This window comes from Streptomyces sp., from assembly GCF_036566765.1.
Taxonomy (GTDB): Bacteria; Actinomycetota; Actinomycetes; order Streptomycetales; family Streptomycetaceae; genus Streptomyces.
Window position 1 is genome coordinate 1 of sequence record NZ_DATCVQ010000045.1, and the last position, 14,298, is coordinate 14,298.

The 14,298-nt window shown below is 73.1% G+C and carries 10 protein-coding genes and 1 pseudogene; all 11 read right to left on the minus strand.

Going from position 1 to position 14,298, the window contains the following annotated elements; all coding sequences use genetic code 11:
• A pseudogene (locus tag VIU94_RS02180) lies at positions 1-349 on the minus strand (serine/threonine-protein phosphatase); the annotation flags it as partial.
• 2 nt (positions 350-351) lie between these two features.
• Positions 352-3,072 (minus strand): serine/threonine-protein kinase, encoded by a 2,721-nt coding sequence (locus VIU94_RS02185; protein ID WP_414720869.1) that lies wholly within the window; start codon positions 3,070-3,072, stop codon positions 352-354.
• A 113-nt stretch (positions 3,073-3,185) separates the two neighbouring features.
• Complete coding sequence (locus VIU94_RS02190) at positions 3,186-4,448, minus strand: hypothetical protein (protein WP_331906896.1); 1,263 nt, start codon at positions 4,446-4,448, stop codon at positions 3,186-3,188.
• A gap of 66 nt (positions 4,449-4,514) precedes the next feature.
• The gene (locus tag VIU94_RS02195; RefSeq protein WP_331906898.1) at positions 4,515-5,558 is read right to left on the minus strand and encodes a glutamate ABC transporter substrate-binding protein; all 1,044 of its coding nucleotides are present in this window, start codon (positions 5,556-5,558) and stop codon (positions 4,515-4,517) included.
• An 11-nt stretch (positions 5,559-5,569) separates the two neighbouring features.
• Positions 5,570-6,901 (minus strand): GlnX family signal transduction membrane protein, encoded by a 1,332-nt coding sequence (locus VIU94_RS02200; protein WP_331906914.1) that lies wholly within the window; start codon positions 6,899-6,901, stop codon positions 5,570-5,572.
• Positions 6,902-7,360: 459 nt separating this feature from the next.
• Complete coding sequence (locus VIU94_RS02205; protein WP_331906900.1) at positions 7,361-8,359, minus strand: N-acetylglucosamine kinase; 999 nt, start codon at positions 8,357-8,359, stop codon at positions 7,361-7,363.
• Positions 8,350-9,669 (minus strand): 6-phospho-beta-glucosidase, encoded by a 1,320-nt coding sequence (locus VIU94_RS02210; protein WP_331906902.1) that lies wholly within the window; start codon positions 9,667-9,669, stop codon positions 8,350-8,352. The genes VIU94_RS02205 and VIU94_RS02210 overlap by 10 nt, the downstream gene beginning before the upstream one ends.
• A gap of 8 nt (positions 9,670-9,677) precedes the next feature.
• Entirely contained in the window at positions 9,678-10,562 is an 885-nt protein-coding gene (locus tag VIU94_RS02215) for a carbohydrate ABC transporter permease (protein ID WP_331906904.1), read from the minus strand.
• Between the two features lie 5 nt (positions 10,563-10,567).
• The gene (locus tag VIU94_RS02220) at positions 10,568-11,509 is read right to left on the minus strand and encodes a carbohydrate ABC transporter permease (RefSeq protein WP_331906906.1); all 942 of its coding nucleotides are present in this window, start codon (positions 11,507-11,509) and stop codon (positions 10,568-10,570) included.
• A gap of 7 nt (positions 11,510-11,516) precedes the next feature.
• On the minus strand, positions 11,517-12,803 hold the full coding sequence (locus tag VIU94_RS02225) for an ABC transporter substrate-binding protein (protein ID WP_414720870.1): 1,287 nt from the start codon (positions 12,801-12,803) through the stop codon (positions 11,517-11,519).
• A gap of 117 nt (positions 12,804-12,920) precedes the next feature.
• Positions 12,921-14,135, minus strand: coding sequence for an ROK family transcriptional regulator (locus VIU94_RS02230; protein WP_331906910.1), 1,215 nt, complete (start codon positions 14,133-14,135; stop codon positions 12,921-12,923).
• Positions 14,136-14,298 lie beyond the last annotated feature (163 nt).

Here is a 14,298-nt window from a genome sequence, read left to right on the forward strand (position 1 = left end):
CGGCGGCCGGCGACTGCGCGCCCGCCGCCGCCATGCCCGCCGCAGACGTCGCCGTACCGCCCGCCACGCCCGCCGTCGCCGTACCGCCGCCCGAGTCCGTCGCCGGGAGGTCGCCCGGGTGTTGGGTCGGGGTGGTGAGGCCGGCGGGGGTGCGGGGCGCCGGGGCAGGCCAGCCCACCGGGTCGGCTTCTTCCGGCTGGGGGCCGAGGACCACCGTGGGGCGGTCCTCGGAGGGCTCCGGGGCCGCCGTCAGCGCGTAGCCGCATGCGCCGCAGAAACGATCACCCGACTCCAGCGGCTCCGCGCAGCCGGGGCAGGCGGAGAGTTCGTGCTGGGGGTTCAGGTCCATCATCACACCCACGTCCGGGGGCGGAGGCGGTTCGCCCGCTCCACCAGTTCGATCCTCTCCTCGCCGCGCTGAGCGAGCCGGGCGAGCACCCGGTACGAGCGTTCAAGCCCGAAGCGCAGCCCACGCTCGTCCAGTTCGCTGCCGAGCAGCAGCGTCCGGCCGGGCGTCGCCCCGGGACTACCGGAGAGTACCCAGTCCAGCGCAGTGCCGAGGACCTCCGTCGACAACCGCTCCCGGCGCACCGCGTCGAGACCGAAGTTCTGAAGCGCCGAGACCTGCGCCGCGGCCGCCGTGAGATCGCCGGCGAGCGGGTCGTGCGCCGCGCGCCGGCGCAGCCGGGCCCGTACCGCCGCGACCCGGGCCGCCGTGTAGTGGATCGACGCCTCCGGCACGGACTCCAGCGTCCGCACCGCGCCGCCCCGGTCCCCGGCCGCCAACTGCACCCGGGCGAGCCCGAACGCGGCGCTGACGTACGAGGGGTCCGTCGCCCACACCAGGCGGTAGTACTCCGCCGCGTTGTCCAGCTGGCCCAGCACCTCCGCGCAGACCGCGAGCGCCAGCTTCGGGGCCGGCTCGCCGGGGAAGGCGTCGTACACCGCGTCGAAGGAGAGCGCCGCGTTCTCGTCGTCGCGGGTCGCGAGGGCGACGACGCCGCGGTACCAGACCACCCGCCAGTCGTCCGGGTGCTGCTCCTCCAGCGTCGCCAGCGCCTGCCCGGCCGAGCCGAGTTCGCCCATCTCCAGCCGGGCCCGCAGCTCGCGCAGCCGCAGCTCCAGGGAGGGCGCGGGGGCCGCGGCCAGGGCGGTGATCAGCTCGGCGGGGGCGGCGGCCATCAGGCCGGCCAGGAAACCCGCGTTGGGATCGCCCGGGTCGACCCGGGGCACCGGCAGCGCCAGCGACGTGGCCCGCGCGTCGAGCGCGGCGAGGAACGGCCCCGCGACGGCCGGCGGCGGCGCGGCCTTCGCTCTGCGGCCGCCGAACAGCCCGGCCGGCCCCGTCGGCACGCCCCGCGCCCCGAGCGCCGACACGTCCCCGGTCGACTCCGCGAACAACTCCGTGTCCGTGACCCGTGGTTCCGTGCCGAACAGCGTCGACAGCGCCGGCCGCGGCCGGCCGGACTGCAGCGCCACGACCTCCCGCAGCACGCCGGTCAGCTGCTCCGCCATCTCCTGCGCGGAGGCGAACCGGCGCGCCGGGTCGGGGTCGGTCGCCCGCACCAGGAAGCGGTAGAACGACTCGTACGTCCGGAACACCGCGATGTTGTCGGGGTTCGGCAGCGAGTCCGCGAAGACGTTCGTGTACCCCTGGAAGTCGAAGGTCAGCACCGCGAGCGTGCGCGCCACGGTGTACAGGTCGCTCGCCACCGACGGCCCGACCTCGGCGACCTCCGGGGCCTGGTAGCCGACCGTGCCGTAGATCGCCGATTCGTCGTCGTCCATGCGCCGGACCGCGCCCATGTCGATGAGCTTGAGCTGGTCCTCGGTCTGGATCGCGTTGTCGACCTTGAAGTCGCAGTACAGCAGGTTGCGGCTGTGCAGATGGCCGAGCGCCTCCAGCGCCTCGATCCCGTACGCGCAGGCCTGCTCGACCGGCAGCGGATCGCGCCGGCCGTCCCCGCCGCGGCGGGCGTTGGCGATCTCCTTGAGCGACTTGCCGCCGACGTACTCCATGACGATGTAGCCGTCCAGCGAGCCGGTGCGCTGGTCGAGGTGCTCGACGAAGTTGTAGATCCGGACGATGTTGGAGTGCTCGATCTCGGCGAGGAAGCGCCGCTCGGAGATCGCCGCGGCCATCGCGTCCTGGTCGCCGGTGTCGAGCAGGCCCTTGAGCACCACCCAACGGTCGGAGACCGCGCGGTCCACGGCGAGGTAGATCCAGCCGAGGCCGCCGTGCGCGAGGCAGCCCGCCACCTCGTACTGGCCGCGCACGATGTCGCCGGCGCGGAGCTTGGGCACGAAGGAGTACGGGTGCCCGCACTTGGTGCAGAAGCCCTCCGTGCGGCCCGGCCGGTCGCCGCGCGCGCGGCCCACCGGCGCGCCGCAGTCGGAGCGCGAGCAGAATCGCTTCCGTTCCGGCACCTCGGGGTTCGCCATCACCGCCGACCGCGGGTCGGGGCGCGGCACCTCGGGGATCGTGACCAGGCCCGCGCCGAGCCGGTTGCGGCCGGACTGGCCGGCGGTCGAGCCGGAGCTGCGCACGGACACGGACCGGGCCGTGCTCGCGCCGGAGAGCGAGCGGGAGAGCCGGCCGGAGACGGAGCGACGGGACGTCGAGGAGCGCGACGAGCGCGAGGAGGGCGCGGAACCTCGCGCCGAACTCCGGGACGAGGCGCCCGAGCCGCTCGACGCGCTGCGGCCCGAGCCCTTGCCGGGGACGGCCACGCCCGTCGCCGGGGACTGCAGGAGCCCGCCGGGCGGCAGTACCGGGGCGAGCCCGCAGGTGTCGCAGTACAGCTCGCCGCCGCCCATGTCCTCGTACGCGCCCTCGCAGGCCGGCCGCTGGCAGGTCGCCCCGGCGGGCTGCACCGAAGCGCCGCGGGGCGCGGCCTGGTTGGTGACCTGGCTGTACGGCCCGCCCACGACGCCGGAACCGGTGGCGCCAGACGTGGCCGTGCCTGAGGCGGACGTGCCCGAGGCGGGCGTGCTCGACGTGGACGTGCTGCCGCCGGGCGGCAGCACCGGGGCGAGCCCGCAGGTGTCGCAGTACAGCCCGCCGCCGCCCATGTCCTCGTACGCGCCCTCACAGCCCGGCCGCTGACAGGTCGCCCCGGCCGAGGTCGGCGCCCTGCCGCCGCTTGTGTCCGGCACCTGGCCTCCCTGGCTGTTCTCCGCCGCGCTCACCGTGTCCCCCTTGCGTCACTCGGGCCCGACAGGGCCTCGGCCGCTGCCTGTTGGTAGCGGAGCACCGCCTGTTCGGCGACACGGAGGTCGCAAGGGGCGCTCCACAGCATGCGGCGGGCCGCGTCGTACCGCTCGACCAGCACCGGGTCCTCCGCCCACCCGTGCCGGGCCACCTTCGCCTTGTACGCGTCCAGGCGGCCGCGCAGTTCCGCGCGGACCGCGAGCGGCGCGGTCACCGCCGTCAACGACTCGCGGGCCCGCAGCAGTTCGTCCTCCGCCTCCTCCTCCAGGGACTCGAGGAGCGGCGACAGCCGGTGCCACTGCGCGTGCCTGCGGTACTCAGCCGCCGTGGCCAGCCGCTCCTGGAGGACGGTCGGCGGTCCGCTGACCGCCGGCACCTCGGAGGCGGCGATCTTCGCGAGCACCTCGCCGCGCGCGGAGCGCGCCTCGGCCAGCGTCCGGTCCGCCCGCGACAGCAGGTCCCGCAGCCGCAGCAGCCGCTCCTCGGAGTCCTGGCGCACGGCGAGGACCGCCTCGATCTCCCGGCGGACGTCCTCCAGGGCGCGGGCCGCGTGGTCGTACCTCACCGTGTCCGGCCGCCCGCCGCCCGGCGCGGAACTGCCCGCCGCGGGCCGCCAGAAGGCCAGCGGGTCGCAGACGACCTGCTCGCGCAGCTCGGTCAGCTCGGCGGTGATCGCCTCCAGCTCGTCGCCGGCCGGGTGCTCCCCGGGGCGCACGCCGACGGAGTGCGCCAGCGAGCGGGTGCGGCCCAGTTCGGCGGCGAGCAGGTCTATCCGCGCGGGCAGCGCGGACCAGACCGCGTCGGCGGTGACGATCACGTCCAGCGAACCGGCGTACAGCTCGTTCATCCGGTCCACCAGGCCTTCCAGCGTGAACCGTTCGCTGAGCACGGCCCCGCCGCCGATCAGCACGCTGTCGCCGCGCAGCCGCTCGGTCAGCTCCACCAGCTCGTCCCGCCCGGGCCAACGCCGTCGGGACCGCAGCTCGCGCGACTCGTGCAGCGCGGCGGTGTACGCGTCGAAGTACGTCCAGAGCAGGGTGATCGTCCGCTCGGTGGAAGTCCACCGGTCCTGGGTCGTCCCGGTCAGCCGCGCACCCTCCAACAGGCGTCGGCCGGCGTGGTCCTGGAGCGCGAGGAGCGAGTCCTCGATCGCCTTGTGCTCCGCGCCGAGCCGCGCCAGCGCACGGTCCACCTCGTCCCGGTCCATCACCGGACCAGGAGGTCCCGCGACGCCCATCGATCACCTCTCCGCTCTTGCTGCCGTCACCTGTCTCGCGCCCCGCCGTCCGCCGCGGACGCCTGGTCAGCCGCTCTTGTACTTCGGCGCCGGCGGCCCGGCGATCCCGGGCAGGTCCGCCTTCAGCCACTTCTCGTACGCCGTCGACCACGCGCCCTGCCGGTACTGGACGAGCACCTGGTTGACCCGGCGCACCAGGTCGTCGTTGCCGAGCTTGGCGGCCACCCCGTAGTACTCGGTCGTGAACGGCTTGCCCTTGAGCTCGACCGCCGGGTCCTGCGCGGCCTGCCCGGCGGCCAGCGCGTTGTCGGTGACCACCGCGTCCACCTCGCCCATCTGCAGCCGGGCCAGGCAGTCCAGTTGGTTGGGCACGGTCAGCAGGTCCTTGTCGGCCTTGCCGCCGTCGCCCTCGTCCTTGTACAGCGCCCCGAACGAGTTCTGCTCCAGGGCCTCGTAGGCGGTGGAGCCCTCGGCCGTGCAGACCCGCTTGCCGGTGAGGGAGGTGTCGTACCCCGTGATCGCCGAGTCCTTGGCGGCGAGCACCTGCTGCCCGGCCTGGAAGTAGGCGGTGGAGAAGGCGACCTGCTGGATCCGCTTGCAGTTGATCGTCATCGTGCGGACCACGAGGTCCACCTTGCCGCCCTCCAGGGCGGCGATCCGCTGGTTGGTCGGGATGGCCCGGAAGATGATCTTGTCCTCGCTGCCCAGGAGGTCCTTGGCGATGGCCCGGGCCAGATCGATGTCGAAGCCCTCCAGGGTGCGGGTCGTCGGGTTGCGGTAGCCCCAGCGGTAGCTGCTCTGGTCGACGCCCACGACCAGCCGGCCGCGCTCCTTGATCGCGGCGACGGCGGGCCCGTCGGCGGTGGAGGGGGTGAGCGAGGCCTCAGGGTCCTGGCAGGCGGCCTCGGCCTTCACCTGCACGCCGGTGCCCACGCCCGGGCCGGTCACGCCGGCCGGGCTCGGGGCCGTGCCGGAGTGCGCCAGCGGGCCGAGGGTGAGCACTGCGGTCGCGCCGCACGCGACGGCCATCGCGCCGACGCCGCCCCAGCCCCTGAGCCGGCCGGCGATCCGGGCAGCCGCCCGCCGCCCGCGCTCCGTGACGTCCGTCATCTCTCCCCCTCTCACCGGTACTCCGACAGTCTGCGGTTGATGCCCATGATGGCCCCCACCGCGCCCAGCACGGCCAGCACGCCCGCGCCGAGGGGGAGAGCGGTGAGCGCGCCCCGGCCGTCCGAGGCGGACCGGGTGAACTCCGTCTGCTCGTGGTCGAGCGCCCGCTTCAGCAGCGCGTCGACCTGGTCGAACGACTGACCCGTGGAGTCCTTCGCGCCGATCACCCGGGTCAGCGCGCCCTCGTAGTCGCCGGCGTTGTCCGTCGCCCGCGCCCCGGCGTGGCGCTCCTTCCACTCCGCGACCCGGTCCGCCGCCTGCGCCACCGGGTCGCGCCCGGCGTCGTCGTCGGCGAGCTCGCGGGCCTCGGCGAGCGCGATGGTCAGCGCCTCCATGCCCGCGGTGTGCTCGGTCTCGTACTTGTCGTTCTTGCCGTCGTCGGTGAGGACCGCGCCCCGGGCGACCAGGGTCAGGTTTTCGTTGGCGCGCGCCTTCAGGGAGTTGATCCGGGCCGAGGTGAGGACCTGCAGCGAGCTCTGGCCGTGCTCCCTGGCGTTGTTCAGCTCGGCCCGGGCGACGGTGTGCCCCGCGACCAGCCACAGCAGGACGACCACGGACGCGGCCGTCGCCGCGAGCAGGCCGTGGTTCAACACCCGGTTGGTGCGCAGGTAGTTGCGGCGCTGCGCGGCGGCGAGGGCGGCCAGCGCGACCAGGCCGAGTATGAGCGAGACGTACGGAAGGGCCCGCGCCTCCTCGTCGTCGGCGTGCAGCCGGGCCGTCTCCGCCGCGTACAGCCGCTCGGCGGCGGGCAGCAGCTCGGTGGTCATCTGCTGGTTGGCGTACCGCAGGTAGGCCCCGCCGAGCGGCAGGCCCTGACGGTTGGCCGCGCGGGCGCGCTCTATCAGGCCGGTGTAGCGGGGGAGTTGCTCGCTCAGCGCGGTGATCTCGCGGGTCGACTCCACCGAGCCCTCGGTGTTCGCCGCGGCCTTGACCAGCAGGCGGGAGGCGGTGGCGATGTCGTCCGTGTAGCGCTTGTGCACGTCGGCGGGCTCCTGCGCGCCGGCGAGGAAGCCGCTCGCGGCGGCGGTGTCGGCGTCGGCCAGCGACCGGTAGATGCTCGCGGCGTCCGCGCTCAGCGGCTGGCTGCGGCTCACCACATCGTCCGCGGAGGAGGCGCGGTCGGAGATCTCGAAGGCGGTGACGGCGCCGAAAGCGACGACGAGCACGGCCAGGACGGCCCCGATGATCTGCAGCCGGCCCGGCTCGGTGGTGGCCGCGCGACGCAGCCGGTCCCGGCCCTCGGCCCAGACCCCGCTCGGGCGGTGCGGCCCCTCGGGCGGCATGCCGGGCGGCGCGGCCGACGGCTGCGCGGGCACGGTGCCGAGCACCATCGTCCCGGGCCCGGGCGGCTGGGGCTGCCCAAGGCCAGGCGCCGGCGCGGTATGCGCGTTCGGCGGGTATGTCACGTGACCTCCCCCTCGGTCGCCGACGTCGGACCGTCCTCCCGTAGGTTCGGGGGACGACTACCCGGCCAGCAGTATGGCCGCAGCGGCCGATACGCACACCGGGATTGACTCGATCTTGTTCCTATCGTGCCCCACGCCCCCACCCGTAGCACCATCCACCCCCGCCCCAACCAGGCCCGACAAACGACCCGTCCGCACGTGAGACGCCCCATAGTGAACACGTCGCACGGCCGGATTAGGTTCCCCACCCGGCGCACGAAGAACGGAACGCGCCCCCGCCCGGCCCGGAAGGGCCGAACGAAGGCGCGCACTTCGCCGCGCCGGCAGCCGCTCCCCCTACCCCGCCGCGTACAACTCCCGCAGCCGCGCCGCCGCCCCCGCGGCCGCGCCCACCCGGTCGAGCCCGAGCAGCGCCGCGCCCAGCACCGGTGGGGCGGAGACCACCCGTACCTCGGCCTTCGGGGCCTTCACGGCAAGGAGTTCGGCGATCCGCCCGTCGAGGTCGGGGTGGCGGGCCGCCAGTACGCTGCCGCCCAGGACCACCGGGGCCTCCTCGTCGAGCAGATCGAGGCGGCCGAGCGCGACGGTCGACAGCGCCACCACCTCGTCCGCGAGCCGGTGGACCAGGGCCCGGGCGACCGCGTCGCCCGCCGCCGCCACCGCGAACAGCACCGGGGTCAGTTCATGCCGCCGCCCGCCCGGGATCCGGCCCAGGTGCAGCGCCTCGATCAGCGCGTACATCGTCGGCAGCCCGAAGTGCGCGGGCAGCGCCCGCGCCAGCTCGGTGGGCTCGCCCCGCCCGTCCTCCGCGCGCGCGGCGAACCACATCGCCTCTTCGGCCAGGCCGCCCCCGCCGCCCCAGTCCCCTGAGATCCGGCCGATCGCCGGGAACCGGGCGGTCCGGCCGTCCGGCAGCATGCCCACGCAGTTGATCCCGGCCCCGCACACCACGGCCACGCCGCGCGGCTCGTCCACCCCGGCCCGCAGGATCGCGAACGTGTCGTTGCGCACCTCCGTCGTGCCCGCCCAGCCGCGCCGTTCGAGCGCGGCCGTCAACTCCGCCTCCTCGACCGGCAGATCGGCGTTGGCCAGGCAGGCCGCGACATGCGCGGCGTACGGCGCGCGGTCGAGTCGGGCCTCGCCGGCCGCGGCGGCGACCGCCGCGCCCAGCACGTCCAAGGCCGCCTCGACCCCCACCACGGGCGGCTGGAAGCCCCCGCCGCGCCCGGTCCCGAGCACCGACCCGTCCGCGCCGATCAGCGCCACGTCGGTCTTGCTGTTGCCGGCGTCGATCGCCAGCACGGCCGCCCTCGTCCCCGCCCCGCTCACGCCCACGCCAGGTGCTCCCGGTTGTGCGCGATCAGCCGGTCGGTGAGCCCCTCGGCGGACTCGTACTGCCCCACCAGCGGGTGCGCGAGCAGCGCCCTGAACACCCGCTCCCGGCCGCCGCGCAGCGCCGCGTCGAGGGCCAGGTCCTCGTACGAGGCGACCTGTGCGACCAGCCCCGCGTACAGCGGGTCCAGCGGCGGGACCGGCAGCGGCGTCGCGCCCTTCGCGCCGACCGCGGCCTGCACCTCGATCACGGCGTCGTCCGGCAGGAACGGCAGCGTGCCGTTGTTGTAGGTGTTCACCACCTGGTAGGGCGAGCCCCCGCCCGCCAGTGGCCCACCACCACCCTCAACGCAGGGCCCTGCGGGCCCGCTGCTGTTTCCCAACAGCGAAGCGGCCAGGTCCACGGCCGCCTCCGAGTAGAACGCCCCGCCCCGCTTGGCGAGCAGCGCCGGCTTCTCGTCGAGCGCCGGGTCCCCGTACATCGCGAGCAGCTCCCGCTCCATCGCCGCGACCTCCGCCGCCCGGGACGGCTTGCGGCCCAGCTCCCGTACGACCTCGTCGTGCAGGTAGAAGTAGCGCAGGTAGTACGAGGGGACGACGCCGAGCCGGTCCACCAGCTTCCGCGGCATCCTCAGGTCCGCGGCGACGGCCTCGCCGTGCTCGGCGAGCAGCCGGGGCAGGACGTCCTCGCCCTCCGGCCCGCCGAGCCGTACCGCGGTCTCCCAGGTCAGGTGGTTCAGCCCGACGTGGTCGAGATGGATCTCGCCCGGCGCGACGTCGAGCAGCCGCGCGAACTTCCGCTGGAAGCCGATGGCGACGTTGCACAGGCCGACGGCCCTGTGCCCGGCCTGCAGCAGTGCGCGGGTGACGATCCCGACCGGGTTGGTGAAGTCGATGATCCACGCGTTCGGGTTGGCCCGCCGGACCCGCTCGGCGATGTCCAGGACGACCGGCACGGTGCGCAGCGCCTTGGCGAGGCCGCCCGCGCCGGTGGTCTCCTGCCCGACGCAGCCGCACTCCAGCGGCCAGGTCTCGTCCTGCTCGCGGGCCGCCTGCCCGCCCACCCGGAGCTGGAGCAGCACGGCGTCCGCGCCGTCGACGCCTGCGTCGAGGTCGGAGGCAGTGACGATCCGTCCGTCGTGGCCCTGCTTGGCGAAGATCCGCCGGGCGAGCCCGCCGACGAGGTCGAGCCGCTCGGCGGCCGGGTCGACGAGGACGAGTTCGGTGATGGGCAGGGTGTCGCGCAGCCGCGCGAATCCGTCGATCAGTTCGGGGGTGTAGGTGGAGCCGCCCCCCACGACAGCCAGCTTCATAGCGTTGATCAGCCCTTCACTCCGGTCAGTGTGACTCCCTCGACGAACGCCTTCTGGGCGAAGAAGAACACGAGGATCACAGGGGCCATGACCAGCACGGTCGCGGCCATGGTCAGATTCCAGTCGGTGTGGTGCGCGCCCTTGAAGGACTCCAGGCCGTAGCTCAGGGTCCAGGCGGCCGGGTTCTCGGAGGCGTAGATCTGCGGCCCGAAGTAGTCGTTCCAGGCCCAGAAGAACTGGAAGAGCGCGACGGCGGCGATGCCGGGCTTCGCCATCGGCAGCACGACCTTCAGCAGCGTGCGGAACTCGCCGCAGCCGTCGATCCGGGCCGCCTCGATGTACTCGTTCGGGATGGTCAGCAGGAACTGCCGCAGCAGGAAGATGGAGAACGCGTCGCCGAAGGCCATCGGGATGATCAGCGGCCACAGTGTCCCGGACAGGTCCATCTGCTTCGCCCAGAACAGGTACATCGGAATGATGATCACCTGTGGCGGCAGCATCATCATCGAGATGACCAGCATCAGCGCGAGCCGCTGCCCGCGGAAGCGGAACTTGGCGAGCGCGTAGGCCACCGGGACGGACGACAGCACGGTCAGGACGGTGCCCAGACCGGCGTACAGCAGGGTGTTGCGCCACCAGGTCAGGAAGCCCGGAGTGTCCAGGACCCGGGCGTAGTTGCCCCACTCCCAGGTGTCCGGGACCAGGTCGCGGGTGAGCGCCTGCTGGTCGCTCATCAGCGAGGTCAGGATCACGAACACGAAGGGCAGCACGAAGAAGAGCGCGGCCGCGACGCCGAGCGCGTGCACGGCGATCCAGTGGAGCAGCGCCTGGCGGCGGGCGGTGCGGGCGGCGGCGGTGGCCGGCGCCGGGGCCTTGTCGAGTACGTAGGTCATGGCGGTCAGTCACCTGCCTGGACGAGGCCGCCGCGGCGCCGCATGAGCAGCGCGGTGAAGGCCATCGCGAGGGCGAACAGGACGAGGGCGAGCACGCACGCCGAGCCGTAGTCGAAGCGCTGGAAGCCCAGGTTGTAGACGAGTTGGGGCAGGGTCAGGGTGGACTGCTCCGGATAGCCCGGCTCGAACTGCTGGCCGCTGTTGCCGATGACGCCGGAGGCGACCTTCCCGGCCACCAGGGGCTGGGTGTAGTACTGCATGCTCTGGATGACCCCGGTGACCACGGCGAACAGCACGATCGGGGAGATGTTGGGCAGGGTCACGTAGCGGAACCGCTGCCAGGCCGACGCTCCGTCCAGCTCCGCCGCCTCGTACTGCTCCTTCGGCACGTCGAGCAGCGCGGCCATGAAGATCACCATCAAGTCGCCGACGCCCCAGACCGCGAGCGCGGTCAGCGCGGGCTTGGACCAGGTCGGGTCCATGAACCAGCCGGGGGCGGGGATGCCGAGGTCGGCGAGGATCGAGTTGACCGGGCCCGTGCCGGGGTTGAGCAGGAAGACGAAGGCGAGCGTGGCCGCGACCGGCGGCGCGAGATACGGCAGATAGAACAGGGTGCGGAAGACGCCCGCGCCGGTCTTGATCTTCGTGATGAGCAGTCCGACGCCCAGGCCGAAGACGACCCGGCAGGCCACCATGACCACGACCAGCCACAGCGTGTTGCGCATGGCGGGCCAGAAGGCCGGATAGTCGGAGAAGACGTAGGTCCAGTTCTCGAGCCCGTTGAAGACCGGGGGTTTGAAGCCGTCGTACGCCATGAAGGAGAAGTACACGGTGGACACGAGCGGGTAGGCGAAGAAGACGCTGAAGCCCACCAGCCAGGGCGACATGAAGGCCGCGGTCCGCAGGGCCGAGCGCCGGCGCTTCGACCGCAGGGTGTGGGTGGTCATGGCGGTGCTACTTGGCCTTCTCGATGTCCGTGTCGATCTGTGCGGCGGTCCGTTCCAGGCCGGCCTTCAGGTCGGGCTCCTTGCCGGACTCGTAGAGGTAGCCGAACTCCTGCAGGGTCACCTGGTAGACACCGCCGTTGACGGACGCCGGGGTGGTGTTGGACTTCGGGTGCCGGGCGATGTCGAGGAACGTCTTGAACCGCGGGTCGAGCTTCAGCTTCGGCGAGGACAGGGCCTCGTTGGTGGAGGGCACGTTGCGCAGCTCGTTGGCGAAGTTCACCACCGCGTCGGTGTCGGTGGTCATGTATTTCACCAGCTCCCAGGCCGCGTTCTGCTTCTTGCTGGTGGCGGCGATTCCGACGATGGTGCCGGACAGGTAGCCCTTGCCGTGGTCGGCGGCCTGGTCGTCGGCGACGGGCAGCGGGGCCACGCCTATCTCGAAGGGCAGCTTGGCGTCCGTGGCCATGCCGAGCCGCCACTCGCCGTCGAGCTGCATGGCGACCTGGCCGGTGTGGAAGGGGTGTTTGGCGCCCCATTCGTCACCGAAGGTGTTGCGGTACCTCTCCAGCTTGGCGAAGCCGCCCAGCTTCTTCACGAGGTTCTTCTGCCAGGTGAACATGTTCGCGAAGGCCGGGTCCTTCGCGACGCTCGACTTGCCGGAGGCGTCGAAGTACGTGGGGCCCCACTGGGCGACGAGGTGGCCGGGGGTGGACTCGTAGCCGTGGAAGACGGGCATGAAGCCCAGCTGCTCGTACGAGTCGCCCTTCGGCTTGGTCAGCTTCTCGGCGACCTTGTCGAACTCGCTCCAGGTGCGGGGCGGTTCGGTGATGCCGGCGGCCTTGAAGGCGTCCTTGTTGTAGTAGAGGCCGTAGGCGTCGCCGAGCAGCGGGAGGGAGCAGCGCTTGCCGTCGAACTCGGTGTAGTCGAGGCGGGACTTGGCGAAGGTCTTGGCGAGGTCGATCTTCGACTTGTCCAGGAAGGGCTTCAGGTCCGCGAAGGCCCCGGAGGAGCAGAACTTGCCGACGTTGTCGGTGGTGAAGGAGGAGACCACGTCGGGCGCGTTGGAGCCGCCGGCGCGCAGGCCCTGCTGGATCTTGTCGTCGGTGATGTTGGGGACGACCTTCACCGTGATGTTCGGGTGGTCCTTCTCGAACCGCTTGACGTTGTCGTTGACCGCCTTCACCTCCGAGGGGGCGGACCAGCCGTGCCAGAAGGTGATGGTCGTCCTCGCGTTCGGGTCGTCGCTCGCGGCGCCGCCGGACTGGCCGGTGCAGGCCGAGGCGAGCAGCGCCATGGAGGCGGTGGCGGCGAGGGTGAGCGCGGTGCGGCGTGCGCGGCGCGGGCGTGCGGGCATGCGTACGGGCATGGCGAAGGCTCCCTTGGCGGGGTGGGGGCTTGGGCTGGGGCTGGACTATCGGGAGGTGTCGAAGACTTCGTCGCGGGTGGTGGCGAGGGCGCTCTCCAGCGCGCCGCGCAGGACGGGCCGCCGGGGCACTGTGGCGAGGACGAGCGTGGGCCGCGAGGCGGCGAGCTCGGTCAGTTCGGCATGGACGCGGGCGCGCAGGGGTTCGCCGCCGGGGACGACGGCCTCGCCGGAGAGCACGACGAGTCCCGGGTCGAGAACGGCGACGAGGGAGGCCAGTCCGGTGGCGAGCCGGACGGCGTACTGGTCGAGCAGCTCCGCGTACCGGGGGTCGGTGGCGTGCTGCTCGGCGGCGCGGGCGAGCAGCGCGGAGGTGGTGGGCACGTACGGCTGCTCCGGGGTGTCGATGCCGATCGCGCGGGCGATCCGGGGCACGGACTGGACGCCGGCCAGCTCCTGGAAGCCGCCGCTGTTCGCCTTGGTGACGTGGCGGACGAGCGGGGTGCCGGGCACCGGCAGGAAACCGACCTCGCCGGCGCCGCCGGTGAACCCGCGGTGCAGCCGGCCGCCGAGGACGAGGGCGGCGCCCATGCCCTCCTGGTTCCAGAGCAGGACGAAGTCCTCGTGGCCGCGGGCCGCGCCGAGCCGCTGCTCGGCGACCGCGACGAGGTTGACGTCGTTCTCGTACTCGATCGGCATCGGCAGGGCCGCGGCGAGTTCCTCCAGCAGGGTGGGGGAGTGCCAACCGGGCAGATGGGAGGCGTACCGCAGCCGCCCGGTGGCCGGGTCGAAGGCCCCGGGCGTCCCGATGACGAGCCGTCGCACCTCGTCGCGCCCGACCCCGGCGGCCTTCATCGCGCCGTCGAGCGCGTCGCCGACCTGCCGGACGACGTCGTGCCGATCGCGCCCGGGGGTGGGCAGCTCGTACTCGCCGACGACCTCGCCGGTGATGTCGGCGACGGCGGCGAGGATCCGGTACGGGTTGACGTCGAGCCCGGCGGCGTACGCGGCCCGCGAGTTGAGCGCGTACAGCTGCGCGCTGGGCCCCGGCCGCCCCGCGGTGGTCCCGGTCGCGACGACGAGCCCGGCGGCCTCCAGGCGGGCCAGCAGCTGCGAGGCGGTCGGCTTGGAGAGCCCGGTCAGCTTCCCGATCCGGGTCCGCGACAGCGTCCCGTGCTCAAGCAGCAGATCGAGCGCGGCCCGATCGTTCATGGCCCGCAGCACCCGCGGAGTCCCGGGAATCCCCGGAGTGGTCCCGCCCATGCCGCCCACCCGCCCTTCACCTCGCCGATCCGGCCATTGTGCTGCGTCGTCGCGCCGCACTGCGACCGGCCCTCCCACTGCACTGTTAGGAAAGTTTCCTATCTGCTTGGGAGGAAAGTAGGACCCCCGCCGGGGGCCGTCAAGCCCCGGGAACACCCGACGC

Excerpts from the sequence above, each read along its gene's own strand:
- VIU94_RS02210 (WP_331906902.1), bottom strand. The coding sequence starts at position 9,669 with ATGAAGCTGGCTGTCGTGGGGGGCGGCTCCACCTACACCCCCGAACTG.
- VIU94_RS02190 (WP_331906896.1), bottom strand. The coding sequence starts at position 4,448 with ATGGGCGTCGCGGGACCTCCTGGTCCGGTGATGGACCGGGACGAGGTG.
- VIU94_RS02195 (WP_331906898.1), bottom strand. The coding sequence starts at position 5,558 with ATGACGGACGTCACGGAGCGCGGGCGGCGGGCGGCTGCCCGGATCGCC.
- VIU94_RS02225 (WP_414720870.1), bottom strand. The coding sequence starts at position 12,803 with ATGGCGCTGCTCGCCTCGGCCTGCACCGGCCAGTCCGGCGGCGCCGCG.
- VIU94_RS02215 (WP_331906904.1), bottom strand. The coding sequence starts at position 10,562 with ATGACCTACGTACTCGACAAGGCCCCGGCGCCGGCCACCGCCGCCGCC.
- VIU94_RS02185 (WP_414720869.1), bottom strand. The coding sequence starts at position 3,072 with ATGGGCGGCGGCGGGCTGTACTGCGACACCTGCGGGCTCGCCCCGGTG.
- VIU94_RS02200 (WP_331906914.1), bottom strand. The coding sequence starts at position 6,901 with ATGCCGCCCGAGGGGCCGCACCGCCCGAGCGGGGTCTGGGCCGAGGGC.
- VIU94_RS02220 (WP_331906906.1), bottom strand. The coding sequence starts at position 11,509 with ATGACCACCCACACCCTGCGGTCGAAGCGCCGGCGCTCGGCCCTGCGG.
- VIU94_RS02230 (WP_331906910.1), bottom strand. The coding sequence starts at position 14,135 with ATGGGCGGGACCACTCCGGGGATTCCCGGGACTCCGCGGGTGCTGCGG.